This window comes from Streptomyces sp. NPDC001530 (assembly GCF_042894545.1).
In the GTDB taxonomy this organism is placed as follows: domain Bacteria; phylum Actinomycetota; class Actinomycetes; order Streptomycetales; family Streptomycetaceae; genus Streptomyces.
This window is the reverse complement of sequence record NZ_JBIAVS010000011.1, coordinates 42,983-67,467: the sequence shown is the minus strand read 5'-3', so window position 1 is coordinate 67,467 and position 24,485 is coordinate 42,983. Positions and strand designations below refer to the sequence as shown.

The following is a 24,485-nucleotide window of genomic DNA, read 5'->3' as shown; positions in this document are numbered from 1 at the left end:
GGGGATCCTCTTGCCCGAGTCCTCACGCCCGGGAATCTCGCCTTCGAGCAGGCAAGTCGTCGCACTGTCGCGGGTACCCCGCAGGCACGGGTGAAACGGCCGCGCGCGCATCCCACCTGTGGTGAGACAGCCCCAGGCCAACACGGTCCGTGAGCTATGTTGAGTTCTTGTGGGACACGAAGGAGGCGCTCCGGTGCCATCGCCGCAGCAGGCACGCGCGCAGGCATCTGCGATCACCTCGGGGAAGACCGCCCCGGAGGCGGGCGCGGCACCCACGTCCCAGCTCAGGGAGCTGTTCGACGGGCCGCGGCTCTCCCCGGGGCAGCGGCGTATCGCCCAGTACCTGATCGAGCACATCACCGAGGCGGCGTTCCTGTCGATCACCGACCTGGCCGAGCGCGTGGGCGTGAGCCAGCCCTCGGTCACGCGTTTCGCCGCGGCGGTCGGCTTCAGCGGTTACCCCGCGCTACGGGAGAAGCTCCAGTCGATCGCGCTCAGCACCCTCGGCAGCGCGCCGGGCACGCCCGCGGAGGCCACGAGCAACGAGTTGCAGGCGGCGGTGGACGCCGAGATCGAGAACCTGGAGAACCTGCGGCGCGACTTCGCCGACCCGGACGAGGTGATCCGCGTCGGCCGGGCGCTGTCGAAGTCGGCACCCCTGACGGTCCTGGGGCTGCGGATCTCCGTGTCGCTGGCCGAGTACTTCGCGTACGCCGCGCGCCGCATCCACCCGGACGTACGGCTGGTGACCCGGGGCGGCAGCGTCGCCTACGACGCGCTGCTCCAGTCGCGCGAGGCGGGCGGCACCTGGGTGCTGGCCTTCGGGATGCCCCGGCACGCCCAGGAGACGCTGACCGCTCTGCGGGTCGCGCACAGCGCGGGCCTGCGGGTGGCCCTGATCACCGACCTGGGGCTCGGGCCGCTGGCGGACGAGGCCGACGTCACCTTCGCCACCGGCACCGGTTCCCGTCTTGTCTTCGACTCCTACGCCGCGCCCGTCGTGATGTCGGCGGCGCTGCTTCAGGCCATGACCGACGCCGACCCGGAGCGGACGCAGGCCCGTCTGGAGGAGTACGAGCAGGTGGCCGATCAGCACCAGTTCTTCCTCAAGGACTGAGGCCAGCAGAAACCCCTTTCCCGTACCGCCTGTCACCACGGCATCACGGGATGATTCACATCAATTCGCGCATGAATGTTTTCATGTTCTTGCGCATCCGGCGGTATATATAAATACTTCTCGCGGATCGTGACCAGGAGGCCTCCGGGTCACGACCGACGACCACCCGGGACCGTCCGCTCCTACCCGCATCGGGTCCCGGGTGTTCAGACGGGCCCCGCCTGCGCGAGCGCCCGTGGTGGCGGCCCCGGCCATCCCCTAGACCGGGGCCGCCCCAGAATCCCCCACGACCCTTCCCGCCGACGTAACCCGGAAGCGATGAACATGGCCCTGACATACTCACCGATCACCTCGGACTGGCCGTGCCAGGTCAAGACCCCCGGCAGCTATGACTGGGAGCGATCGGCGGTCAAGTGGCTGCGCGAGCTGGTGCCCACCCGCTACGCGAGCTACCCCGTCCTGCTCAAGCACCCCGTGCTGCTCGGCCGACACGCGCAGATCCAGGTGCAGCACGAGATACGGGTCGCCCGGACCGCCCTGCAGACCGCCCGGGCCGAGCTGCCCTCCCTCGGCCTGCACGAGGGGGTCATCGAGCACACCATCAAGCTGTACGCCGCCGAGGTCCTGCAGCTCCAGCACATCGCCCGCAGCATCCGCGCGGTGACCCAGGCGCTGGCGGACAACGCCGTCGCGCGAAACTGAGGTCCCGGGGCCTGTGTGAGGCTCCCGGCAGGACCGTCGCCGAGGAGATGTCGTGGACACGCACAGGCCGCCGCAGATAGTCAGGGGTGGAGCGGACGAAGCGAAGGGATCCGCACCGGCGGGGACCCTCGACGTCCGGTGGATTCACGGGTCGCCGTCGGCCAAGCACAACACCGATCCCGACATCCAGGTCCACGCGTACGACGCACACACGGTGATCCTTCGGCAGAACATGGCGATCGACTACGAAGCGCCGTTCATGTTCCTGCTGTTCGGCGAGGAATGGGCCGTGCTGATCGACACCGGTGCCACGGCCTCGGCCGAGTACTTCCCGCTGCGTCGCGTGGTCGAGAAAGTGATGGAGACCTGGCTCGCGGCGCATCCCCGGGACGGCTACGAGCTGCTGGTGCTGCACACGCATCCGCACGGCGACCATGTCGCGGGGGACGCTCAGTTCACCGGCCGTCCGCACACCCGAGTGGTGGACGCGGCCCTGGACAGCGCCTGGGAGTTCTTCGGCTTCGGTGACGATCCCGAGGGCGTCGCTCGGGTCGACCTGGGTGGCCGCGTCCTCGAATGCCTGGCGACGCCGGGGCATCACGAGGCGGCGGTGACGTTCTTCGACCCCTGGACCGGGTTCCTGCTCACCGGCGACACGGTCTATCCCGGCCGCCTGTACGTCGAGGACTGGCCGGCCTTCGTCCGCACCGTGGACCGCCTGATCGCCTTCTGTGCCGCCCGGCCGGTCACCCACGTCCTCGGCTGTCATATCGAGATGACCCGGCAGCCGGGCCGGGACTACCCGGTGCGCACCACGTATCAGCCCGACGAGCCGGCCCTGCAGATGACGACGGATCAGCTCCGTGACATCCGGGCGGCGATCGAGACCGTCGGCGACCGGCCCGGACGCCATGAGTTCGACGACTTCGTGATCTGCCGCCGCGACACTCCGGGCGGAGACTAGGACTGAGGGCCCACACGAATGGCCCAAGCGGGCGCGATAGGAAACGGCGTGGCCGGGAAGACGGAGAGCGAACAGCCCGACGAGCGGACTGGACGGTCTCATGAATTCCACAGCGTGGACGCTGATCCTCGTCGTCGCGGTGCTGGGTGCCGCCGCCCTCGCAGTCGCGCTCGCCCTTCTGGTCCGGCTCGTCCGTGCCCGCCGCGACCTGCGGCGGGCGGGACTCCCGTCCGGGCCGCGCTGGGTTTTCTGGGGCGCCGTCGTCTACCTCGTGCTCCCGACCGATCTGCTGCCCGACCCCGTCTACCTCGACGACATCGGCGTTCTGCTGCTTGCTCTGCGCTCACTGCGCGCCGTACCGAAGGAGCCGCTGCCCACGGCGCGCGGGAACCCGCGTGCCCCGGCAGGACGTTGACGTCTGTACCGAGCACCACGTCGACGGGCGGCACGATGAGCGAGCTGGTTCCCGGGGGCAACATGCCCCTGCCGGGCGGCATCCTGACCCTCAGGGTGCCGGGCCCCTTCGACGTGTCCGCGCTCATCACCGACGACAGCGGAAAAGTGCGCGGCGACGGCGACTTCGTGTTCTACAACCAGCCGACCGCACCCGGCGCCCGCCTCCAGGGCGAGCACCTGACCATCGATCTCCTGGGGCTGCGGGCCGGAGCCAGCCGCGTCACGGTGGTCGTCAGCCCCGCCGACCCCGCGACACCCCTGGGCCATCTGCCCCCGCCCACCCTGCACGTCACCGCACCCGGCGATCGTCCGCTCGCCCGCTTCACCCCGCCCCGTCCGCAGCGGGAGACCCTGCTGCTGCTCGCCGAGCTGTACCGGCGCGGCACCACATGGAAACTCCGCGCCCTGGGCCAGGGGTACGCGGACGGACTGGCCGGCATCGCACGGGACTTCGGGGTCGAGGTCACCGAGGACGACCCGACGCCGACTGCCGCGCCGGGTGCGATACGAGGTGCGACGCCAGGTGGGACACCGGGTGCGATTCCGAGTGGAGGAGTGCCCGACACGGACGGGTTCCTCGGCCTGGTGAACTCCGCCCGCGCGGCGGCCGGTTCCCCGCCCGTGTCCCTCGACGCGCGGCTGGCGGCCGCGGCACGGGCCCATGCCTCCGCCATGGCCGCTCGGGGACTTCTCGGCTCCGAGAGTCCGGACGGCTTCTCCGTCTACCAGCGCGTCACCTCGGCCGGATACCCGTACCTCACCGTCGGCGAGCATCTGGTCTCCGGCCCGCGCACGCCGGCCGAATTCGTGGAGTACTGCCTGTCCGCCGAGCAGTCCCGGCGCACCCTGTGCGACCCCGTGTTCAGCCAGGCGGGTCTGGCGTACGTCGCCGACGGCCGCTCGGGCGACCTGTACTGGACGGCGCTGTGGGCGCGGCCCCTCAGCTCAGCCGGCCTGGCGCGGACCGCCACCGAGGTCGTCGCACTCACCAACGCCGAGCGGACCACGGCCGGCCTGCGTCCCCTGTCGGTCGACCCCCTGCTCACCACCGCGGCCCAGGCGCACAGCGCCGACATGGTGGCCCGCGCCTTCTACTCCCACACCTCCCCCGAGGGCAGCCAACCCTGGGACAGGGCCGCCGCCGCGGGCTGCACGCACGGGAGCATCGGCGAGAACATCGCCTGCGGGCAGCGCTCCCCCGCCGAGGTCGTCCGTGGCTGGATGAACAGTCCCGGCCATCGCGCCAACATCCTCAAGCCAGATTTCACCCACATAGGCATAGGCCTCGCCGGAGGCGGCAAGGCCGGAACCTACTGGACACAGCTCTTCGGCGGCTGAAGCCCCCGCACGGCCCGCTCGTCCGACGTCCGCGCACGGCCCGCTCGTTCGTCAACCCTCGAATTCACCCTGTTCCAATGCAACCCGCCCGCGTGTCCAGCGCGTACAGATGGTGCCAACGCCCCGCATCCGCGGCGCGGTTCGTGCCGGGCATGCGCACCGGCAGAAGGAACTCGGGAGAGAAATCAGATGGTCTCAGGAACGGTGGGCACGGGTACGGCACTGGGCGTGGTCCTGGTATCCCTCCTGGCAGCCCCCGCGCAGGCCGCCACCACGGCCACCGGCGGCCCCGGCATCGAACGGGTCGCGGCGGCCGGGGCATTGGCGCCGCCCGACGACGCGGGGCTGCGCAAGGTGCTGCGCACGGCACTGACGCAGGGAGCCCCGGGCGCGATGGCGCGGATCGACGACAACGGCGCGGTGCACCTGCTGTCCGAGGGATTCGCCGACCGGGCCACCGGGCGGGCCATCAGCACCAGCGACCGGTTCCGCGTGGGCAGCGTCACCAAGACCTTCTCCGCCGTGGTGCTGCTGCAACTGGTCGACGAGGGCAGGCTGAAGCTGGACCGCTCGGTCAACAGCTATCTGCCCGGGCTGCTGCCCGACGACCGCATCACCGTGCGCCATGTGCTGAGCCACCGCAGCGGTCTGTACGACTACACCGACGACATGTTCGCCAAGACGGTCCCCGGCTTCGAGGCCGTCCGCAACAAGGTGTTCAGCTACCGGGACCTGGTGAAGCTGTCACTGAAGAAGCCGCGCACCAACGCGCCGGGCGCGGCCTACGCGTACTCGAACACCAATTTCGTCGTCGCGGGCATGCTCATCGAGAAGCTCACCGGCCACCCCGTGGCGACCGAGTACCAGAACCGCATCTTCACGCCGCTGAGTCTCACCAACACCTTCTACATCCACCCGGGCACCGCGATCCCGGGCCGCCACGCCCACGGCTATCTCACCCCCGACGAGGCCGGCGCCGCCCTGGTGGACTCCACCCGGCAGACGGTCTCCTGGGCGCAGAGCGCGGGCGCGATCATCTCCACCACGCACGATCTGGACACCTTCTTCTCCGCGCTGCTGCGCGGAAAGCTGATGTCCGCCGCCCAGCTGACACAGATGCAGAAGTGGACGCCGGTCAACAGCACCACGCAGTACGGTCTCGGTCTGCGCCGCCGTGACCTGTCGTGCGGGGTCTCCGTGTACGGGCACACGGGCACCGTGCAGGGCTTCTACACCTACGCGTTCACCTCGAAGGACGGCAAGCGCAGCCTCACCGCGCTGGCCAACACCTCGAACAACACCACGGTGCTGAACACCATGTACCGCACCCTGGAATCCGCGTTCTGCGGCAAGCCGGCGACCACGGCCGCCCCACGCAGCGTGGCGGCCGTGGAGCGGCACGAGGACATCGCACCGGGCACCGCCCGGGACTGAGCGCCCGGGCCGCGCCTCACTCCTGACGGTTCGGCCGCCGGTGCGGCGGCTGATCGGGGGCCGGGCGCAGCCTCGGCGCCGGGATGGGGAGGCCCTGGGGCTTGTCGCCGTCTACCGTGACGGATTCACGGTAGTGGCGGATCTCCAGGGGTTCTCCGGTCATCAGCGTGTACGTGGCGGTGGCCCGCTCGATCTCCACGCGCAGGCGGCGGCCGAGGAGCTCCAGGGAGAAGGCCAGGCGGTGGAACCGTTCCGGCAGCCGGGGCGCGAACTCCAGCGTGTCGCCATGGTGCCGCAGGCCCCCGAACCCGGCGACCAGGGCCATCCACGTGCCGGCGAGCGAGGCGATGTGCAGACCGTCGCGGGTGTTGTGCTCCAGGTCCTCCAGATCCATCAGCGCGGCCTCCACCAAGTAGTCGTAGGCGAGGCCCGGATGCCCGGCCTCGACCGCGATCACGGCCTGGCAGCAGGCCGACAGGGAGGAGTCCCGGACGGTGAGGGGCTCGTAGTAGGCGAAGTTGCGGGCCTTGTGCTCCTCGTCGAAGAAGGGGCTGCACTTGTACATGGCGAGCACCAGGTCGGCCTGTTTGACGACCTGCTTGCGGTAGATGTCGAAGTACGGGAAGTGCAGCATCAGCGGGTACTGGTCGGGCCGGGTGGCGGCGAAGTCCCAGCGCTGGTAGCGGGTGAACCCGGCGTGCTGTTCGTGGACGCCGAGTTCGTCGTTGTAGGGGATGTGCATGGCGTCGGCGGCGTCGCGCCAGGCCGCGCTCTCCTCGTCGTCGACGCCGAGGTCCGCGGCCCGCTCGGGGTGGCGCTCGACGATGTCCGCGGCGGCGAGGAGGTTCGTACGGGCCATGAGGTTGGTGTACGTGTTGTCGTCCGCGACGGCGCTGTACTCGTCGGGCCCGGTCACCCCGTCGATGTGGAACGTCCCCTGGTGGTCGTGGTGGCCCAGCGAGCGCCACAGCCGTGCCGTCTCGACCAGCAGTTCGACCCCGGTGTCGCGTGCGAAGTGCTCGTCGCCGGTGACGGCGGTGTAGCGGACCACGGCGTCGGCGATGTCGGCGTTGACGTGGAACGCGGCGGTACCGGCCGGCCAGTACGCCGAACCCTCCGAGCCCTCGATGGTCCGCCAGGGGAACGCGGCGCCCCGCAGGCCGAGTTGGGCGGCCCTCTCGCGTGCGGCGGGCAGGGTGTTCTGCCGCCAGCGCAGTGCCTCGGCGACGGCGCCGGGCGAGGTGTAGGTGAGCAGGGGCAGCACGAAGGTCTCCGTGTCCCAGAACGCGTGGCCGTCGTAGCCCGATCCGGTGAGCCCCTTCGCGGGTATCGCGCGCTGTTCGGCGCGGGCACCGGCCTGCAGGACGTGGAACAGGGCGAAGCGGACGGCCTGCTGGATCTCCTCGTCGCCGTCCACCTCGACGTCCGCGCGCGCCCAGTAGTCGTCCAGGTAGGCGCGTTGTTCGTCGACGAGCCCCTGCCAGCCGCCGTGCTCGGCCGCCGCGAGCGCCGCGTCGACCTGGTCGCGTACGGCGGGCAGGGACCGGGTGCTCGACCAGCCGTAGGAGACGACCTTTTCCAGGCGCAGTTTCTGGCCGGGTGCCAGGACGGAGGTGACGGTGAGGCGGGCGACGTCGTCGCCGCTCTCGCTGCTCAAGGTCGTCGGCTCGGGCCCGTGGACGGCATGGTCCGCGGCCGTGGCGACCCGCAGTCCACTGCGCCGGGTGCGGTGCACGAGCCGCAGCCGCCTGCCCGCCGCGAAGTGCTCCTCCGCCTCCAGCGGCGCCTCGAGGGCGATCGCGGCCCGCGGGTCGCCGCCTCGGCCGGGCAGCTGCTCGTTGGCCACGAGCTCCGACTGGACGACCACGCGGGCCCGGGTGTCGAGGGCCTCCACCTCGTAGGCGACGGCGGCGATCGCCCGCTGGGTGAACGACACCAGCCGGGTGGAGCGCACCCGGATCGTGGAGCCGGCCGGGGAGGTCCACTCGCAGGTCCGGGTGAGCAGGCCGGTGCGCAGGTCGAGGACGCGCTCGTGGGAGCGCAGCCGTCCATAGCGCAGGTCGAACGGCTCGTCGTCGACCAGCAGCCGGATGATCTTGCCGTTGGTGACGTTGATGACCGTCTGGCCGGACTCCGGGTAGCCGTATCCCGCCTCGGCGTAGGGCAGCGGGTGGACTTCGTGGACGCCGTTCAGATAAGAGCCCGGAAGGCCGTGGGGTTCGCCCTCGTCGAGGTTTCCGCGCCAGCCGACATGGCCATTGGACAGGGCGAACACGGACTCGCTCTGCGGCAGGACGTCGAGGTGGAGGACGTTCTCGCGCAGGGCCCAGGGCTCGACGGCGTACGACGTGTGGGTGATCACTCCCGCTCCCCCAGTTCCGCCAGATCCCGTACGACGATGTCCGCGCCGTGGGCGCGCAGGGCGGCGCCCTGTCCTGTGCGGTCGACGCCGACGACGTAGCCGAAGTGGCCCGAGCGGCCCGCGTCCATGCCGGCCAGCGCGTCCTCGAAGACGGCGGCCTCGGACGCCTCGACCCCGAGGTCCTTCGCGGCGGCCAGAAACGTGTCGGGGCGCGGTTTGCCGGGCAGGTGTCGCTCCGCCGCGACCACCCCGTCGATCCGTACGTCGAACAGGGCCTCCGCTCCCACCGCACGCAGGATGTCCCGGCAGTTGGCGCTGGAGGAGACGACGGCGGTCCGCAGGCCGGCGGCGCGTACGGCCTCGACGTAGCGCAGCGTGCTGTCGTAGGCCTCGACGCCACCGGTGCGGATCATCTCCAGGAGCAGGGCGTTCTTGCGGTTGCCCAGACCGTGGACGCTCCTCTCGTCCGGTGGGTCCTCCGGTGTCCCCTCGGGCAGTTCGATCCCGCGCGAGGCGAGAAAGGTACGGACGCCGTCGGCGCGCGGGCGCCCGTCCACGTACTCGTCGTAGTCGACGACGTCGTCGAACGGACGGAACGCGTCGCCGTCGCGCTGCCGCAGAAAGTCGTCGAACGTCCGCTTCCAGGCGGCCGCGTGGACGACGGCGGTCTTGGTGATGACCCCGTCGAGGTCGAAGAGGCAGGCCGCGATTTCTTTCGGAAGACCGAGCTCTGTCATACGAGCAGTGTTCCCCCGGTGGCTCGCGGCCAGCGGGTGGCGAGTGCCACACCACATTGCGTCAGGTCAGTCGTGCGGGTACGAATGGTGCTCGTGGGCGACCCTCCAACGCCCTTGTTCCTTGCGCAGTCCGAGCGTGAGCCGCAGGCGAAGGTCGGGCTGTTCGGCGAACTCCTTCGCGGTTCCGCAGCGCAGCAGGGCATGCGCGTACGCCACGTCGTCGCCCGCGGTGACGTCGAGGGACTCGATCTCGAACGACGCGCCCTGCGCCTGCCACTCGAAGAAGGGCGGCCAGGTCTCGCGGTACGCGTCGATGCCGCGAACCCCCTCGTAGGGCGGCGGCACGTCGTACATCACGATGTCGTCCGTGTGGTCCACCAGCACGCCGTCGAGGTCGCGCTGGTGAACGGCGGCGGCCCAGCGCTTGATCAGGGTACGGATCTGTTCCTGGTCATTGTTGTTCATGGTCCATGCATGCCCCGTCCCGTCCGGGACTTCTCAACCGCTGCTCGGCACGGATACTTGGGCCATGGAATTCGCCGTCTTCATGACCCTGCCCGGGCTGGTCATCCTGCTGACCTTGGTGGCCTTCGCGGATCAGCTGCTGCTGCGGGCGGGGCGGGCAGGTGTGCTGCCCTGGCGGAACGGTGCGCGGCAGGGTCAGATCTCGGCGACCGGGTTCGAACAGCTGCACGCGAGTCTGTCGCCGGGCAAGCAGAACGAGCTCAAGGAGCGGCAGTCGGCGCTGCTGATGCGGGACGACGAGGAGGACGGGGCGCCGCCGAACCGGACGACGGTCGATCTGGACGGCGGGACGGCGGTCATCCGTATGCCATGGGCCGATCGGTAGGGGCGGCGCCGGTGGAAGTGGAACAGGAAGTCGGGGGGCACGGGGCGCGTATGACCTTCGACGATCTGCTGGAGCGCGCGGCATCGCTCGTACGTCCGGGGCGGCGCGCTCTCCTCGGCATCGCCGGCAGCCCCGGGGCGGGTAAGACGACGCTCGCCGAGCGGCTGGTCCGGCGGTTGAACGGTGCGGGGCCCGCCTGGGTGGCGCAGGTGCCGATGGACGGGTTCCATCTCGCGGACGTCGAGTTGGACCGCCTCGGTCGCCGCGACCGCAAGGGGGCTCCGGACACCTTCGACGCGGCGGGGTACGCGGCGCTGCTGCGCCGGCTGCGGGAGGACGAGGACGACCTCGTCTACGCGCCCGGCTTCGAACGGACCCTCGAACAGCCCCTCGCGGGCGCCGTCCCCGTGCCCCGCACCGCCCGCCTGGTCGTCACCGAGGGCAACTACCTGCTCCTTCGGGACGCCGCCTGGGCTCGCGCGCGGGCTCAGCTGGACGAGGTCTGGTTCTGCGAGCTCGACGAGGCCGAACGCGTACGCCGTCTCGTCGCCCGCCACGAGGAGTTCGGCAAGGATCACGACACGGCTGTCGCGTGGGTGCTCGGCACGGATCAGCGCAACGCCGACCTGGTCGCCGCGACACGGGACCGCGCCGACCTGGTCGTCGAGGCGGCAATCAGTGAGGGTGGAGCTCCAGTTCCGGTTCCCCTCGCGCATCGCCCGCCGGATCACCGATCAGCGCGGTGAACGCCTCGGTGCGGACGGTCAGTCCTGCCGGGGCCCGCTCGAAAGCGGGGGTGAAGGGACCGCCAGGGCCGTACCGCACAGCGAAGACGTGCAGGTCCTGCGGGGCGCCGGGAGCCGGGTCCACTTCGAGGGCGGTGGAGGCGACGAGGTGGCGCCAGCCCTCGTCGGGGTTGCCATAGCCGCGCGGGTCGGCGGCCAGAGCGAAGGCCGCCTGCTCCTGGGTCGTCTCGGAGCGGGCGTCGAAGTGGTCCACGCCGTCCGCCGGCGGGTGCGTCAGCCGCAGGGCACCGGCGGAGGTCACATCCGGCTCCGCGGTTCTGCGCACCCGGTCGCCGTCGTCCGTGGCGTACGGCATCCCGGCGAGCAGGTACGGGGTTCCGTCCAGCCGTTCCACCGTGACCGTCATCCACAGGCGCGTGCCGTCCGTGACGTACAGAGAGCGGATGTGACGCAGGACGTGGTCGCGGCCGACGACCGGCTTGGTGACGAGCTTGGCGGTCAGCGCGTCGGTGCGCAGGTCGCGTACGCGGGTCTCGCCCATGGGGCGGCAGAGCAGGAAGCCGTCGACGACCGGGCCGAAGCCGTGCTGGCGGCCCACCGCGGCGGGCAGGTAGTACGTGCCCGCCGCCTCGACCAGCGAAGGGGTCAGCTTGTCGTCGAAGGCCACCGAGACCGTGCCCGCGCGGAGTTGGTGGCGTACGGGGTCCTGCGACGGGGTGCGGTGCCAGCGCGTGGTGTCCTGGATCTGCCAGACCAGCATGAAGGCGAAGTGGCCGTCGATGCCGCCGTCCCGGTTCACCGCGTGCCGGCCCCAGCGGGTGTCTCCCCGGTAGCGGCCCAGGTCGGCGGCGATGCGGTGGCCGAAGTAGCGCAGGCCGAGGACGGACTCGAAGCCGGAGTGCTGTTCGCTGTAGCGGGGGCCGCCGTTGTCGTAGCCGCCGACGGTCAGCCGCGCGTCGATGTAGCGGGCGAGCGCGTCCCCGTCCTCGGCGAAGATCTCCTCGCCGCTGATCCGGTGGGCCTGCGCGAGGAAGGAGAGGGAGATCGGCCCGTAGTTGTTGTCGTACGCGCCGCCGTGCTCCGGGGGAAGCAGGGCTCCCCGGTCGCGTACGCGGCGGGCGCGGATCTCGTCGGCGTACAGACTCATCGCCCGCGCACGGACCGACTCCCCTTCGGGGGAGGGGAGATGGCGGGCGAGCATGAGGCCGCCGACGACGCAGCCGATGGCCTGGTTGCCCGCCTCCTGCGGGTTGAAGAAGGTGACCTCGGTCAGCCGGCGCCAGTAGCCGTGGGCCAACTCGAGGAGTTCGTAGCTCAGTTCGTCGGGGATGATGCCATCCGCCGTGTCGAGGACGTTGACCGCCTGGAGCAGGGCCCACACGGTGCTCGGCCAGTCGCCGATGGGGTGGGCGCCCGCCTGAAGTACGTAACGGGCGTACGGCTCGGCGGAGCCTCGGCGGCACAGGTTCGGGTAGCCGGGGTTGTCCTCGGTGAAGACCCGTTCGCGCAGATGGAACCTCAGGCTGCGGAGCACGGCCTCCGGCAGGCGGGGGTCCTTGGTGCGCTGCCACGCCAGCCCCAGCAGCGAGGTGATGCCGAGCGAGGTGTCGCCGATGTCGTCGAGGGCGGCGGGGTGTTCGAGGTTGCCCTCCCGGGTGAGCCGGGCCAGGGCCTCCTCGGTGACGGCGGCGAGGACGGCGTCGTACGCGGCCGGATCGTCGGGGAGGTCGTGCAACGGGCCGCGCTGGTGAGGAAGATGCATGGGAGGTCAGCCCTTCATGCCGGAGGTCGCCAGGCCCTCGACCAGCCTCTTCTGGAAGATGAGGAAGCAGATGAGCGTGGGCAGGAGGGCGAGTGTCGACATGGCGAACATCGCGCCGTACGACGAGCCGCTGGTCTTGTCCAGGAACAGGGTCAGGCCGAGCGGCACGGTGAAGCGGCCGTTCTGCTGGAGGTAGACCAGCTGGCTGAGGAAGTCGTCGTACGTCCAGATGAAGGTGAAGATGGTCGTGGTGACCAGGGCCGGACGCATCAGGGGCAGGATGATCTTCCAGTAGATCTGGAAGGGGTTGGCGCCGTCCATCATGGCGGCCTGGTCCAGCTCGCGCGGAATGGACCGGATGAACTGGACCATCAGGAAGATGAAGAAGGCGTCCACCGCGAGGAACTTGGGCACGATCAGCGGCAGGAACGTGTTGATCCAGGTCAGGTTGTAGAAGATCGTGTACTGCGGGATCAGCGTCGCCTGCATGGGCAGCATCAGCGTGCCGAGCATGATGCCGAACCAGATCTTCTTGCCGCGGAACTCGAAGCGCGCGAAGGCGTAGGCGGCCAGCGAGCAGGAAACGACGTTGCCGATCACCGCGCCGATCGTGACGATCAGCGAGTTGGTGATGTAGAGGGAGAAGGAGTTGCCGGAGCCGCTCCAGCCCTCGGAGTAGTTCTCCGGGCGCAGCGCGTTCGGGATGAGCCCGGGGTGGGTGAAGATCTCGGTGTCGGGCTTGAGGGAGCTGCTGAGCATCCACAGCAGCGGGTACAGCATGACGATCGCCACGCCGATGAGCAGCGTGTGGACGAGGATGCGGCGAGAACCGGTGGCCGAGCGCAGCTTCTTCAACGGTGCCACCGAGGGTCGGGACGGGGTGATGGCGGACATGGGGTGAAGGACTCCTCGCTCAGTCGTCGTAGTGGACCCAGTAGCGGCTGGCGATGAAGTTGACCGCCGTGAAGCCGGCGATGACCAGGAACAGCACCCAGGCCAGCGACGAGGCGTACCCCATCTGCAGGTCGGTGAAGCCCTTCTTGTACAGGTAGAGGGAGTACAGCATCGTCGAGTTGAGCGGTCCGCCGGTGCCGTTGCTGACCACATAGGCGGGCGTGAAGCTCTTGAACGCGTCGATGATCTGCAGGACGACGTTGAAGAAGACGATCGGGGTCAGCAGCGGCAGGGTGATACGGAAGAAACGGGTGACGGGGCCGGCTCCGTCGATCGCGGCCGCCTCGTAGACGTCCTTCGGCAACTGCTTGAGGCCGGCGAGGAAGATGACCATCGGGGTGCCGAACTGCCAGACGGCGAGCAGGACAAGCGTGTAGATCGCGGTGTCGGGACTGGAGATCCAGTCCTGGCCCTTGATGCCGAACCAGCCGAGGAAGTCGTTGAACAGGCCGTCGCCGCCGAAGACCTGCCGCCACACGATGGCCACGGCGACCGCCCCACCGAGCAGCGACGGCAGGTAGAAGGCGGCCCGGTAGAGGCCTATGCCCCTCAGCGGGCGGTTCAGCAGGATCGCCACGCCGAGCGCGAGCGCCAGCTTCAGCGGTACGGAGACCAGGACGTACAGGAGCGTGGCGTGCACCGAGTCCCAGAAGACCGGGTCGTCGGTGAACATCCGCTCGTAGTTGTCGGTGCCGACCCACTGTGCGGGCGTCAGCAGGTCGAACTTGGTGAAGGACAGGTACAGCGAGTCGAGCATCGGGTAGATCGTCAGCCCGAACAGGCCGATGAACCAGGGGGCCAGGAAGACGTAGGGCCACCACCCGCCGCCCCGCCGTCTGGCGAGGCGGCGGCGCATGCGGTCGCGCTCCCGCTGGTCGGACGGGGTCGCCGGAGCCGGCGGCTCCTTCACGACCTCGTCGGTCTTCGCGGTGGTCATACTCATCTCCCTGGCCCTCTCCCGGTGTTCGGTGGTGCGGCGCGGCCTAGGCGCTCAGGATCCCTGCCGACTGGTCGAAGAACTCGCTGAGCTGCGCCTTGATCGACTTCTTGCCGAAGGCGACGGCGAGGTTCGACTGGAACAGCAGGTCCCAGATCTGGTCGGCGCCCTGCGGCGGAGGCACCGGGGCGGGCAGGGCGTTGGTCGCCTTCGAGACGCGCTGGGAGATGTAGTCGGCGTTCGCCATGTTCAGCTTGTCCGTCTCGGTCAGGCCCGCGGCGATCAGGTTGCGGGCCTTCTCCGTCGGCGGGATGCCGCGCAGCAGCTGCATGTCCTTGATCGCCGTCTCGTCCTGTGCGAAGAACGCCATGATCTTCACCGAGTCGGCGACCTTCTTGCTGGCCTTGGTGGCGCTCAGCAACACACCGCCGTTGACGAAGTTGCCCTCGCGGGCACCGGAGAAGTCGCCCTGCGGGGTGGGCAGGAAGTCCAGTTGGGCGTCGGTGATGGAGCCGCCCGCGCCGTACACGCCTGAGTCGAAGGTGAACAGGGCCTTGCCGATGACGACCGCGTTCTTGGTGAGGTCGTTGTGCGCGGCGGAGGTGATCGCCGGCGGCGGCGAGGCATGGATCTTGCGCATCTCGGCCCAGTACTCCCACCACTCCTGGAGGGTGTCGGAAGTGAAGCCGAGCTTCTTGCCGTCGTCGGAGAAGAAGGTCTGGCCCTTCTCGCGGGCGAAGACCTCGAAGCACTGGAGGGTGGAGCCGCCGCCGTCGTCGACGCCGTAGATCTTGCCGCCGCTCTTCTTGTAGACGTCCTGGGCGATCTTCTTCAGGTCGGCCCAGGTCCATTCGCGGTCCGGCAGCTTCAGGCCCAGCTTCTCCAGGCCGCTGCGGTTGACGGTGAGCTGGTTGACGCCGATGCCGGACGGAACGCCGTAGAGCTTGCCGTCGACGGTGCCGGCGGCCAGCAGCGTCTTGGAGAAGCCGGTGAGGTCCAGGGTTTTGCCGACGTAGGAGTCGAGCGGGGCGAGCACTCCCTTGCGGGCGTACTGGGCGACCAGCGCGGTGTCCATCTGCAGCAGGTCGGGGGCGCTGCCGCCGGCGACCTGGGTGTTGAACTTGTCGAAATAGCCGTCGTAGCCGGAGTAGCGCTCCTCGATCTTGATCTTCGAGTTGCTCTTCTGGAACGTCGCGAGCGCCTTCTTGTACGCGTTGTGACGGTCGTCGCTGCCCCACCACGTCATCGTCAGCTTGTCGCTGGTGGTGCCGGCGCCGGTTCCTCCGGCGCAGGCGCTCAGCGAGCCGCCGATCGCGGCCGCCGCGGCTATGCCGCTCGCCGTGCGGAACAGGGTTCTGCGCGAGATCTGGTGACCCACCGGGTCCTCCTTGAGGGTGCGTGACGGATTCCCCGGCCGGCCGATGCGGCACGGGTCTGGTCTGTCGCGGAATGCGCCTCCGGCGGCACGGCCTCGCCCAGCCGCAGCCCTGAAGGGTGGGGCTCCCGGCCACCGTGGGCCGACCGCACGAGCACGCCCTCGTGCGGCCGCCGTACCTCGCGTACGGACGGGACGCTCACCCCAAGTCGGCGTCCCGGCCGACCGTAGAAAGCGCTTGTCCGGACATTGGCAGACCGAGCCGGAAGCCGTCAATCCTTCACCCACGAGCCATCGGTCACGGTTTGGATTCCCCGGGCGACCGCGAGCCGGGCGGCGCCCACGACGGTGCCTGCCTCCCCGACCGTGCTGCTGACCACCTCGGTGGGCCAGCTCAGCCGCGCCAGTTCGGCCCGCACACCGGGCAGGAGCTGCGGGTCCGCGCCGGTGCTGCCGCCCAGCACGATCAGTCCGGGGTCCAGCACGGCGGCCACGGCGGCGGCGAGCCGGCCCACGTCGGCGGCATGGCGGTCGACCACGGCGCCGGCCGTGGCCCGGCCCTCCCCGGCGAGAGCGAAGAGCTGTTCGGCGGTGCCGGGGCACGGGCCGTCGGCGTCCAGCCAGGCCTCGGCGGCCCGGCGCAGCAGGGACCGCGAGCCGATGCGCTCCTCCAGGGCCTCGCGGCGCGGTTCGCGGCCTTCGTCCCACGGGTAGGGCAGTCGGGCCACTTCTCCCGCGGCGCCGTTCGCCCCGCGCAGCACCTGGCCGCCGATGACAATGCCGAGGCCGATGCCGACGCCGATCCGCAGATAGCCGAAGGTGTGACGGCCGCGGGCGGCGCCCTCGTGCAGCTCCGCGAGCGCGGCGCAGTTGACGTTGTTCTCCAGGTGGACGGGAACACCCGGCGGCAGCGCGACGGCCATGGCATCGAAGGCGGGGCCGGCCTTGGCGGTCGCGGGGCGCATACCGGTGCCGTCCTGGTCCTGCGCGGTCACGTCGCCGACGGCGACGACGATGGCGCGCAGCGGGGCGCCGGCAGGCAGCCCGGCGAGTGCCTCGCGTACGGCGTCGGAGGCATGCGCCCGGGAGCTGGTGCCCTGGGCGAGCAGCGTGCCGTCCAGGGCGCAGCCGCGCACCTGGGTGTGGGTGGGGCCGAGGTCGACGGCGAGCACGGCCCCGGCGGCCGGCCCGAGTCCGTAGACCGCGGCGGAACGGCCGGTGGCGCCGGAGAGGGTACCGGAACAGGCGGCGAGCCCGGCCGCCTCGAGCTCGGCCACCGCGGCGGAGACTGTCGGCTTGGAAAGGCCCGCACCGGCCGCCAGCTGGGGGCGCGTGGCGGTGCCCACCGCAGCCAGTACGGCGAACACCGCGCCCGCGCTCTCGCTCAGCCGCCCCATGCCTTCCCCCAGGTCGTATGCCACAGCTCTCCCAGAAATCGTCGGACCGCGCCGATGCCTCTTGACGCACCCTACTTCGTTAGTTAATTTCCTAACGAACTGCACGGTACTCGCCTGCCGTGGTCCGTCAGAGGCCCGTCCCGGGGCTTCCCGACTTCTTCAACTCCTGTTTGTCCAGGCACGGTTCGCCCGCCGTTCGCATCTCGGTCCAGCGACGAAAGAGGTTCCGTGCAGGACTCCACGCCCCTCGTGGTCGGTATCGACGTGGGCGGCACCAAGGCCCATCTCCGTGCCTGCGCGGGACACGATTCCGTCGCGGATCACGTCCGCAGGAGCAGTGGATGGCGGCCGCACGACCCGGCAGCCGCCGCCGCTTGGCTGACCTCACTGGTCCGTGACGCGCTACCGCCCGGCGCACATCCGTCCGCGGTCGCCGTGGGCGGGCACGCCTGCGAGACACCCCGCCAGTGCGAGGAGATCCGCCGCGCACTCCGGGACCTTCTGGGCGTGCCCGCGCTCGTCGTCGGCGACGCCGAACTCCTCGTCCCCGCCGCGGGGTTGGACAAGGGCGTCGGTCTGGTCGCCGGTACCGGTTCGGTGGCGGTGGGCCGCCTCGCCGACGGCAGCCCCGTCCAGGTCGGCGGCTGGGGCGCGGTGCTCGGTGACGAGGGCGGCTCGGCCGGTCTCGTCCGCGAGGCGGCGCGGGCCGTGTGGGCCGCGCACGATCGCGGGGAGGCCCCGGACTCGTTGGCCCTGGGGCTGATCGCGGCGTTCGAGGTGAGCGAAGTACCGGCGCTCGGCGCGGCGTTGGAGAGAGCCACGGACGTCTCCGCCGAGTGGGGCCGGCACGCACCCGTCGTGTTCGCCGCCGCCGAGGCGGGCTCACCGCTCGCCCGGCGGGTGATCGCCGAGGGCGGACGGTCGCTCGCCGCGCTCGTCGGACGGCTCGCCGCACGCGGGGGCGCCGTCGACGACGTCGTCGTCGCGGGCAGCACCGTGCTCGCCCAACCCGTCCTGTACGACGCCTTCGTGGCCGCCCTGGCCGAGACCGCCCCGGGGGCGCGGCCGAGACTCTTGCGGGTGCCGCCCGTCGAGGGGGCGGTGGCGCTGGCCCGTTCACTCGTATGACACGTCTCGGACGCCGAGCCATACCCGGCCCGACATGACTCGGCCGTAGATCTTCGCTCGTACGACACATCCTCGCCACAGGGCACATGAGGCTGACAGGCCTCATGTGCCCCATGGTGTCCGGTCGATCGAACAACCTCCCACCGGCCGCACGGCCGAAGAACTCACGAGAGGCACACCCATGCCGTCACCAGCCGGGCAGCACTCCACCTCGTCGGCCGGTCAACTCACTCTCAGCAGGCGGGGATTCCTTCGGACCTCGCTGGGCGCCTCGGCCGGGCTGCTGGCCGCTCCGACTGTCGTCACCTGGCTCGCCGCCGCCGACGCCAAGGCCGCCACGGGCCCCGCCGCGTTCGTCGACGACTACACGACCAACGTCCTGACCAACCTGACGCCCGAGACCAACGCGGTGGTCCGCGTCCTCGGCGGCATGGCCGAGGTGTGGAAGACCGGCGGCGCCTGGAACACCGGCACCCCACTGCAGCCCGACGTACTCCGCGCCAACATGCGCTACTGCGCCGCGATCACCGCCTCCCGCACCGACGCGCAGGCGAAGGAGGCGTTCATCCACGACCGGCAGCACCAGAGTTACGCGATGATCGCGGGCCTGGGTCCGCTGGCCGGCCTGTACAAGTCGGGTGCCCAGGCGGTCACGTCGATCACCAGCGCGCCGGACGGCACCCCCTCGGGGAAGATCAACGACGCGGTGCCCGCCGACGCTCCGGCCGGTTCCGCGCTCGGCGCGGGTTCGCACACCTCGGCGCTCGGCAAGGTGGCCGAGCTGGTCGACACGGTGCGCGGTCCGTTCGCCTCGGGCAACCCGGCCAAGTACGCCTACCAGTACCCGCGTCCGTGGCGCATGAACGAGGACAGCGAGGTCGTCGACACGGGCAAGGTCGACGCGCTCGGTTTCCCCGTGTACGCATCCGACGTGATCGTCGCCCCGCAGCTGCTGTGGCAGCGCGCCACGACGCCGGCCGACGACGGCGGCTTCCCCAGCGGGCACACCAACGCCTTCCACCTGGCGGGCCTCGCGTACGCGTACGCCGTGCCGGAGCGCTTCCAGGAGCTGGTGGCACGCGCCTTCGAGCTCAGCCACACCCGCATCATGGCGGGCATGCACTCCACCGTCGACGTCATAGGCGGCCGGATCATGGCCACGGCCCTGGCCGCCGCCACGCTGGCCGACCCGCGGAACGCGGACCTCAAGGCCGCGGCACGCGCCCAGGCGGCCGCGTACTTCCAGCAGCAGACCGGTACGACGGCGGACACGCTCTACGCCTACGCGCACTCGGCCGATGGCGACACCGACCCGTACGCCGACCGGGCCGCGAACGCCCGCGCGCTCGAGCCGCGTCTGACGTACGTCCTCACCCGGCACGGCCGCTCCGAGGACCTGACCGTGCCCAAGGGCGCCGAGGTCCTGCTGGAGACGCGGCTGCCCTACCTCGACGCCGCCCAGCGCCGCGAGGTGCTCCGCACGACCGCGCTGCCCTCCGGGTACGTGCTGCTCGACGGCTTCGAGCAGTGGGGACGCCTCAACCTGTTCGCCGCCGCCGACGGGTACGGCGCCTTCGACTCCGACGTGACCGTCACGCTCGACGCGTCGGCGGGCGGCTTCGAGGCGGCCGACAGCTGGCGCAACGACATCGACGGCCCGGGCGGCCTGACCAAGAAGGGCACCGGCACGCTCACCCTGACCGGCCACAACCGGTACACCGGCGGGACCGTGCTGGCGGACGGCGTGCTGGTCGCCGCTTCGGCCCACGCCCTGGGACACGGTGACGTGCGGGTGTCGGGCGGAACACTGCGGGTGGTGGGCACGTCGTCGGTGCAGATCCACGGCACGTACGCGCAGGAGTCCGCCGCGCTGGAGGTGACGCTGCGTTCGGGCCGCGGGCCCGCCCTGGAGGTGACGCGGCGGGCGGAGCTGGCCCGGGGCAGCGTGCTGACGCTGCGGCTCGACGCCGAGAAGCCGCCGGCCGCGGGCAGCACGGTGCGTGTCGTCGGCGCTCCGGTGCTGCGCGGCCAGTTCGACCGTATCGAGCTGATCTCCGACACATTGCGGGCCGTACCGGTCTACACGGCCGAGGGGCTGTCCGTACGGCTGACCAAGCGCTGATCCGCGTACCCCACTGCCCAAAGGGCCGACGGCCGCCACCGTCGGCCCTTCGCGTGTCCTGCGACAGGTCGGTGTCCGAATCCCGCCGGACGGAGCGCTCGACAAGCGGCAACATTGCTGGTGAAGCGATGCCGGCAGCGCTCGATCCACTCTCGAAAGGACACTTCCGATGACGGTCTACACGACCATCGACAGCCCCTTGGGCGAGCTGCTGCTCGTGGGCGAGGAGTCGGCCACCGCGAAGGGCGGCACGGCGCTGGCCTCGCTGTCCATGCCCGGCCAGAAGCACGGGGCCGTCGTCGAGGACGGCTGGGTCGAGGACGCGGACGCGTTCACCGAGATCGCCGCGCAGCTGCGCTCCTACTTCGACGGCACGCTGACCCACTTCGACATCGAGCACGTCACGCGCGGCAGCGACTTCCAGCAGCGCGTGTGGAAGGCCCTGGAGACCATCCCGTACGGCACCACGGCCAGCTACGGCGAGATCGCCGCGCGGATCGGCGCGTCGAGGGCCGCGGTCCGTGCCGTGGGCACGGCGATCGGCGCGAACCCGCTGCTGGTCGTGCGCCCCTGCCACCGGGTGATCGGCGCGAGCGGAGCTCTCACCGGCTATGCCGCCGGTCTGGAGCGCAAGCGGCAGCTCCTGGATATGGAGAACGTGGGCTCGTGAGCGACACAGCGCCTGCTCCCACGGACTGAAGCCGCTTCCGGAGGACTTCGGCCTCGATCACGGGTGAGTTCGCGGTGATGTCACACCCCGGCCCTCCAGCGCCCTCTTGGTCAGGGATGCCGACACTCACAGGAGGCCTGTATGAGCGAGACGGTCACGGCAGCGATCGAACTGTCCGCCGGGACGATCGAGTACGAGGACACCGGCGGTGACGGTCCCGTGCTGGTGCTGCTGCACGGTCTGATGATGGATGCCTCGCTGTGGGACGGACCGGTCGCCGACCTGTCCGCCGACCATCGGTGCGTCGTGCCGACGCTGCCTCTTGGCGCGCATCGCCGGGCGATGCGCGCCGACGCCGATCTGTCGCTGCCCGGGGTGGCCCGGTTGGTCGCCGAGTTCCTCGACCGCCTCGATCTGCGGGATGTCGTCCTCGTCGGCAATGACACCGGCGGGGCGCTCGTCCAGCTGCTCATGTGCGGCGGCGCGGATCGGGTGGGGCGGGCCGTTCTCGTCTCGTGCGACGCGTTCAACAACTTCCCGCCCGGGCTGACGGGCCGGACGCTCGTCCTCTGCGGCAAGCTCCCGCCCCGGATGTTCGGGCTGTTCATGCAGCAGATGCGGCTGAGGATGCTCCGACGGCTCCCGATCGCCTTCGGCCGGCTGACCCGACGAGGGGACGCGGCGACCGCGCGATGGATCGAACCCGTCCTGCGGCAGCCCGAGATCCGCCGCGACACCGTACGCGTCCTGCGAGCCGTGGGGGCCGACACCGGCCTCCTGCTGGCCACGGCCGAACGGCTGCCCGAGTTCAAGCGGCCGGCCCTCGTGGTCTGGGCCGGCGAGGACCGCGTGATGCCGCCCGAGCACGGCCGCCGCCTCGCCGAACTCCTTCCGTACGGCAGGCTGGCCGAGGTGGCGGACAGCGACACCCTCGTCCCCCTGGACCAGCCGGAGGAGCTCGCCCGGCTGATCCGGGAGTTCACCGGCGCACCGCACACGAACTGACCGCCACGCCCACGCCATCCTTCCGGGCCAGGCCGGTTCACGGCGTCGCACGGGATTCGAGGTCGGCGCGGGTGTCGTCGCCGTAGACGCCGGTCTCGTCGCCGCGGATGCCGTACCAGAGCTGGAAGCGGGCCACGGCGGCGGTGAGCGTGGCGTCGTAGGTGCCGCTGGCATTGCCGTTGTCGTACACGTTCGGGATGCGCAGGAGACGTTCCTGGAGTTCCGTGACTTCGGGGCCGCTGTCTCCCTCCCGGAGGGTGCCCGCGCCGTCCGGGTCGGCGGCCGGGGACGGGGTCTGGGCGGCGGGTGTGGTCGGGGGGCGCGCTCCGGTCTGTGGTGCGTCGGCCTGGGCGCCGCGCGGCAGCAGGAGTGCGAGGGCGAAGCCGACCAGTGCCGCCGCGGTCACCGCGACGGTGATCGCGGCACGCCGCAGCCCGGCGTCGCGCCCCAACCCGAGCCCGTGCCCGCGCCGCACGGCCTCGCCGCGTCCCGGCCGCCGCCCGTGCGCGAGCGAGCGTCCCGACTGCCCGGCTCCCTGCGTTCCCCCGCCACCCGCGTAGTCCTCCCCCGCCGGAACCGGCGGCAGCTCCTCGGTCTCGTCCTCCCCCATCGGCGGCAGCAGTCTCGTCCTGGCGGCGACCGGTACCGACTCATAGTTCTCGTCCGGATCCGCGTCCCTCTCGTCCTCGCGTACCTGCCTCAGCAGTTCCGCGAGCGCTTCCGTGCGGCGGCGGCGCTGGACATAGGTGGGTTCGAGCACCGGGCGCCGCACGGGCTGCCCGGGTTCGGGCGGTATCGACACACCGCTCTCCTTTCGTGCGCGCGGTCTCCCGCCATCCCCGTGGAGTGATACGGGGGTGCGGGCCCGGTGGTTCAGCGGAGCACCCCATCTCATCAAACGATCGATACGTTCAATTCGGTAAGAGTTGTCGAGCGTTTGAACGGCAGCGTGCTAGAAACCGCCGTCATGACGACTCGTTGGTCACGCCGTGGCTTCCTGGCCGCAAGCAGCGGCACCGCGCTCGCGCTCGGGGTGCACACCACCGCCGATGCCACTCCCCTCACCTCCACCGAGATCACCGAGACCTCTGAGGCCGCGGACGAGTTCGCGGCCCTGCGCGCGAAGTGGCGCACTCTGATCCTGGGCGAGGGATTCAGCCCCACCGCCGAGCCCTTCAGGACCCGGCTCGCCGAACTGGGCTCCACCGCAGGTCAGTTGCAGTCCACCATGGCGCCCGCGTCCGGCTCGCTCTGGCCGGACTGGGGCGCCTCCCTGCCGGACGTGAACTGGGTCGGGGGTGCCACCGACGGGCAGCGGGCCGCGATCGGCCAGTACCTCAAGGGCCTGCAGAGCACGCTGTTGGCGAAGAAGTCGTGGTTCTGTCTGGACGACTCGATCGTCTGTCTCGGCGCGGGCATCACGTGCACGGACGGTACGGCCGTGGAGTCGACGGTCGAGAACCGCAACCTCGGGCCCACCGGCAGCACGACCTTCACCGTGGACGGCACGGCGAAGCCCACCACGCACCCCTGGTCCGAGACGCTCACCGGCACGACGTGGGCGCACATGGGCGGCCACGGCGGCTATGTCTTCCCCGGTGGGGCGACCGTCAAGGCGCTGCGCGAGGCCCGCGACGGCAAGTGGAGCGACATCAACAAAAGCGGTGCGACCACGGTCTTGAACCGCAAGTACCTGACGATGTACGTCGATCACGGCACCGACCCAGCGAACGCCTCGTACGCCTATCTGCTCATGCCGGGCGCGACCGCCCCCCAGACGCAGACGCGTGCCGCCGCCACGAGTTGGCTGACCATCCTCGCCAACACGGACAACCAGCAGGGCGTCAGCGTCGCTTCGCTCGGGTTCACCGGGGTCAACTTCTGGTTCGGCGGCACGGTCGGCGATCTCACCGCGAGCAATCCGTGCTGCGTGATGATCAGCGAGAAGAGCGACGGTACCGCGGTGATCTGTGTCAGCGACCCGATGCGCAGGCAGACCGGCCTCACCCTCACCTGGAACAAGGTGGTCTCCTCGGTGACCTCGAAGCCGTCCACCGTCACCTCGGCGAGCACCGGCTCCGCCCTCACCCTCACCTTCGGCGACCTCAGCACCATCGCGGGCGTCACCCAGAAGATTCACCGTCAAGCTCGGCTGAGCCGAACACGCCAGCGCCTACACGTTCGGGCCCTGCAAGGCGAACGCGCGCTACTCCCTCAGCGGCGGTCAGGTGACCATGACGACCGGGGGCTGAGCTCGCGGGTCTCCGGGCGTCCCCTCCGGCGCCCGGAGACCCGCTGTGCCGACGGCCGCGAACGGCCGACCGTCGAGTGTCCAGTGCCGGTCGGGTTCACACCCCAGCGACGCGAATACCTGAGCGGCGACGTCGACATGGCGCAGCCCAGGGGGCGTCACGCCGATGCCGGGGCCC

Annotated in this window: 21 protein-coding genes and 1 pseudogene; 13 read left to right on the top strand and 9 right to left on the bottom strand. The window is 70.7% G+C overall.

Translation table 11 applies throughout. The annotated features are described in order from the left end of the window. Nucleotides 1–193: 193 nt before the first annotated feature. From ACFY0T_RS23190 to ACFY0T_RS23165, 6 genes are all read left to right on the top strand, one after another. The gene (locus ACFY0T_RS23190; protein ID WP_388873638.1) at nucleotides 194–1,117 is read left to right on the top strand and encodes a MurR/RpiR family transcriptional regulator; all 924 of its coding nucleotides are present in this window, start codon (nucleotides 194–196) and stop codon (nucleotides 1,115–1,117) included. Between the two features lie 318 nt (nucleotides 1,118–1,435). Further along, nucleotides 1,436–1,819, top strand: coding sequence for a hypothetical protein (locus tag ACFY0T_RS23185; RefSeq protein ID WP_388873635.1), 384 nt, complete (start codon nucleotides 1,436–1,438; stop codon nucleotides 1,817–1,819). Nucleotides 1,820–1,871: 52 nt separating this feature from the next. After that, the gene (locus ACFY0T_RS23180) at nucleotides 1,872–2,783 is read left to right on the top strand and encodes an MBL fold metallo-hydrolase (protein WP_388873632.1); all 912 of its coding nucleotides are present in this window, start codon (nucleotides 1,872–1,874) and stop codon (nucleotides 2,781–2,783) included. 100 nt (nucleotides 2,784–2,883) lie between these two features. Then, nucleotides 2,884–3,198 carry a DUF1232 domain-containing protein gene (locus ACFY0T_RS23175; protein WP_388873629.1) on the top strand — a complete coding sequence of 105 codons (315 nt, stop codon included), beginning with the start codon at nucleotides 2,884–2,886 and terminating at the stop codon, nucleotides 3,196–3,198. Nucleotides 3,199–3,233: 35 nt separating this feature from the next. Continuing rightward, nucleotides 3,234–4,577 (top strand): CAP domain-containing protein, encoded by a 1,344-nt coding sequence (locus ACFY0T_RS23170; protein WP_388873626.1) that lies wholly within the window; start codon nucleotides 3,234–3,236, stop codon nucleotides 4,575–4,577. A gap of 189 nt (nucleotides 4,578–4,766) precedes the next feature. Continuing rightward, a complete protein-coding gene (locus tag ACFY0T_RS23165; protein WP_388873623.1) occupies nucleotides 4,767–6,011 on the top strand; it encodes a serine hydrolase domain-containing protein in 1,245 nt (414 codons plus the stop codon). 16 nt (nucleotides 6,012–6,027) lie between these two features. Here the strand turns inward: ACFY0T_RS23165 and ACFY0T_RS23160 are convergent, their stop codons facing one another. The 3 genes from ACFY0T_RS23160 to ACFY0T_RS23150 all read right to left on the bottom strand — a co-directional run bounded on the left by ACFY0T_RS23160 (nucleotide 6,028) and on the right by ACFY0T_RS23150 (nucleotide 9,575). Then, entirely contained in the window at nucleotides 6,028–8,373 is a 2,346-nt protein-coding gene (locus ACFY0T_RS23160; RefSeq protein ID WP_388873620.1) for a glycoside hydrolase family 65 protein, read from the bottom strand. Further along, nucleotides 8,370–9,110 carry an HAD family hydrolase gene (locus ACFY0T_RS23155; RefSeq protein ID WP_388873617.1) on the bottom strand — a complete coding sequence of 247 codons (741 nt, stop codon included), beginning with the start codon at nucleotides 9,108–9,110 and terminating at the stop codon, nucleotides 8,370–8,372. The genes ACFY0T_RS23160 and ACFY0T_RS23155 overlap by 4 nt, the downstream gene beginning before the upstream one ends. 66 nt (nucleotides 9,111–9,176) lie before the next feature. Further along, a complete protein-coding gene (locus ACFY0T_RS23150; RefSeq protein WP_388873614.1) occupies nucleotides 9,177–9,575 on the bottom strand; it encodes a YybH family protein in 399 nt (132 codons plus the stop codon). 64 nt (nucleotides 9,576–9,639) lie between these two features. Between ACFY0T_RS23150 and ACFY0T_RS23145 the strand changes: the two genes are divergently transcribed. Continuing rightward, a complete protein-coding gene (locus tag ACFY0T_RS23145; protein WP_388873612.1) occupies nucleotides 9,640–9,960 on the top strand; it encodes a DUF6191 domain-containing protein in 321 nt (106 codons plus the stop codon). A gap of 50 nt (nucleotides 9,961–10,010) precedes the next feature. Continuing rightward, nucleotides 10,011–10,706: a nucleoside/nucleotide kinase family protein gene (locus tag ACFY0T_RS23140; protein ID WP_388873609.1), complete on the top strand. Its 696-nt coding sequence runs from the start codon at nucleotides 10,011–10,013 to the stop codon at nucleotides 10,704–10,706. Here ACFY0T_RS23140 and ACFY0T_RS23135 read toward each other — a convergent pair. From ACFY0T_RS23135 to ACFY0T_RS23115, 5 genes are all read right to left on the bottom strand, one after another. Continuing rightward, nucleotides 10,636–12,468, bottom strand: a complete 1,833-nt coding sequence (locus ACFY0T_RS23135) for a hypothetical protein (protein ID WP_388873606.1) — start codon at nucleotides 12,466–12,468, stop codon at nucleotides 10,636–10,638. The two genes, ACFY0T_RS23140 and ACFY0T_RS23135, sit on opposite strands and share 71 nt — an antisense overlap. Before the next feature lie 6 nt (nucleotides 12,469–12,474). Further along, the gene (locus ACFY0T_RS23130; protein WP_388873603.1) at nucleotides 12,475–13,362 is read right to left on the bottom strand and encodes a carbohydrate ABC transporter permease; all 888 of its coding nucleotides are present in this window, start codon (nucleotides 13,360–13,362) and stop codon (nucleotides 12,475–12,477) included. Nucleotides 13,363–13,381: 19 nt separating this feature from the next. Continuing rightward, nucleotides 13,382–14,359 (bottom strand): carbohydrate ABC transporter permease, encoded by a 978-nt coding sequence (locus tag ACFY0T_RS23125; protein ID WP_388873600.1) that lies wholly within the window; start codon nucleotides 14,357–14,359, stop codon nucleotides 13,382–13,384. Nucleotides 14,360–14,405: 46 nt separating this feature from the next. Further along, entirely contained in the window at nucleotides 14,406–15,737 is a 1,332-nt protein-coding gene (locus ACFY0T_RS23120; RefSeq protein WP_388873597.1) for an ABC transporter substrate-binding protein, read from the bottom strand. A gap of 269 nt (nucleotides 15,738–16,006) precedes the next feature. After that, entirely contained in the window at nucleotides 16,007–17,131 is a 1,125-nt protein-coding gene (locus tag ACFY0T_RS23115; protein ID WP_388874341.1) for an ROK family protein, read from the bottom strand. Between the two features lie 228 nt (nucleotides 17,132–17,359). Between ACFY0T_RS23115 and ACFY0T_RS23110 the strand changes: the two genes are divergently transcribed. From ACFY0T_RS23110 to ACFY0T_RS23095, 4 genes are all read left to right on the top strand, one after another. Further along, entirely contained in the window at nucleotides 17,360–18,259 is a 900-nt protein-coding gene (locus tag ACFY0T_RS23110; protein ID WP_388873594.1) for an N-acetylglucosamine kinase, read from the top strand. A 181-nt stretch (nucleotides 18,260–18,440) separates the two neighbouring features. Next, complete coding sequence (locus tag ACFY0T_RS23105; RefSeq protein WP_388873591.1) at nucleotides 18,441–20,381, top strand: phosphatase PAP2 family protein; 1,941 nt, start codon at nucleotides 18,441–18,443, stop codon at nucleotides 20,379–20,381. Between the two features lie 169 nt (nucleotides 20,382–20,550). Beyond that, nucleotides 20,551–21,051, top strand: a complete 501-nt coding sequence (locus ACFY0T_RS23100; RefSeq protein ID WP_388873588.1) for a methylated-DNA--[protein]-cysteine S-methyltransferase — start codon at nucleotides 20,551–20,553, stop codon at nucleotides 21,049–21,051. A 141-nt stretch (nucleotides 21,052–21,192) separates the two neighbouring features. Beyond that, nucleotides 21,193–22,056, top strand: a complete 864-nt coding sequence (locus tag ACFY0T_RS23095; RefSeq protein WP_388873585.1) for an alpha/beta fold hydrolase — start codon at nucleotides 21,193–21,195, stop codon at nucleotides 22,054–22,056. A 37-nt stretch (nucleotides 22,057–22,093) separates the two neighbouring features. On the opposite strand, the gene ACFY0T_RS23090 is transcribed toward ACFY0T_RS23095, so the two are convergent. Beyond that, the gene (locus tag ACFY0T_RS23090) at nucleotides 22,094–22,858 is read right to left on the bottom strand and encodes a peptidoglycan-binding protein (protein ID WP_388873582.1); all 765 of its coding nucleotides are present in this window, start codon (nucleotides 22,856–22,858) and stop codon (nucleotides 22,094–22,096) included. Nucleotides 22,859–23,203: 345 nt separating this feature from the next. On the opposite strand from ACFY0T_RS23090, the pseudogene ACFY0T_RS23085 reads away from it, so the two are divergent. Continuing rightward, nucleotides 23,204–24,193, top strand: a pseudogene (locus ACFY0T_RS23085) (polysaccharide lyase family 8 super-sandwich domain-containing protein); the annotation flags it as partial. Between the last annotated feature and the right edge of the window lie 292 nt (nucleotides 24,194–24,485).

Excerpts from the sequence above, each read along its gene's own strand:
- ACFY0T_RS23155 (WP_388873617.1), bottom strand. The coding sequence starts at position 9,110 with ATGACAGAGCTCGGTCTTCCGAAAGAAATCGCGGCCTGCCTCTTCGAC.
- ACFY0T_RS23105 (WP_388873591.1), top strand. The coding sequence starts at position 18,441 with ATGCCGTCACCAGCCGGGCAGCACTCCACCTCGTCGGCCGGTCAACTC.
- ACFY0T_RS23130 (WP_388873603.1), bottom strand. The coding sequence starts at position 13,362 with ATGTCCGCCATCACCCCGTCCCGACCCTCGGTGGCACCGTTGAAGAAG.
- ACFY0T_RS23175 (WP_388873629.1), top strand. The coding sequence starts at position 2,884 with ATGAATTCCACAGCGTGGACGCTGATCCTCGTCGTCGCGGTGCTGGGT.
- ACFY0T_RS23095 (WP_388873585.1), top strand. The coding sequence starts at position 21,193 with ATGAGCGAGACGGTCACGGCAGCGATCGAACTGTCCGCCGGGACGATC.
- ACFY0T_RS23140 (WP_388873609.1), top strand. The coding sequence starts at position 10,011 with ATGACCTTCGACGATCTGCTGGAGCGCGCGGCATCGCTCGTACGTCCG.
- ACFY0T_RS23165 (WP_388873623.1), top strand. The coding sequence starts at position 4,767 with ATGGTCTCAGGAACGGTGGGCACGGGTACGGCACTGGGCGTGGTCCTG.
- ACFY0T_RS23100 (WP_388873588.1), top strand. The coding sequence starts at position 20,551 with ATGACGGTCTACACGACCATCGACAGCCCCTTGGGCGAGCTGCTGCTC.
- ACFY0T_RS23135 (WP_388873606.1), bottom strand. The coding sequence starts at position 12,468 with ATGCATCTTCCTCACCAGCGCGGCCCGTTGCACGACCTCCCCGACGAT.
- ACFY0T_RS23170 (WP_388873626.1), top strand. The coding sequence starts at position 3,234 with ATGAGCGAGCTGGTTCCCGGGGGCAACATGCCCCTGCCGGGCGGCATC.
- ACFY0T_RS23115 (WP_388874341.1), bottom strand. The coding sequence starts at position 17,131 with ATGGGGCGGCTGAGCGAGAGCGCGGGCGCGGTGTTCGCCGTACTGGCT.
- ACFY0T_RS23125 (WP_388873600.1), bottom strand. The coding sequence starts at position 14,359 with ATGACCACCGCGAAGACCGACGAGGTCGTGAAGGAGCCGCCGGCTCCG.
- ACFY0T_RS23145 (WP_388873612.1), top strand. The coding sequence starts at position 9,640 with ATGGAATTCGCCGTCTTCATGACCCTGCCCGGGCTGGTCATCCTGCTG.
- ACFY0T_RS23150 (WP_388873614.1), bottom strand. The coding sequence starts at position 9,575 with ATGAACAACAATGACCAGGAACAGATCCGTACCCTGATCAAGCGCTGG.
- ACFY0T_RS23185 (WP_388873635.1), top strand. The coding sequence starts at position 1,436 with ATGAACATGGCCCTGACATACTCACCGATCACCTCGGACTGGCCGTGC.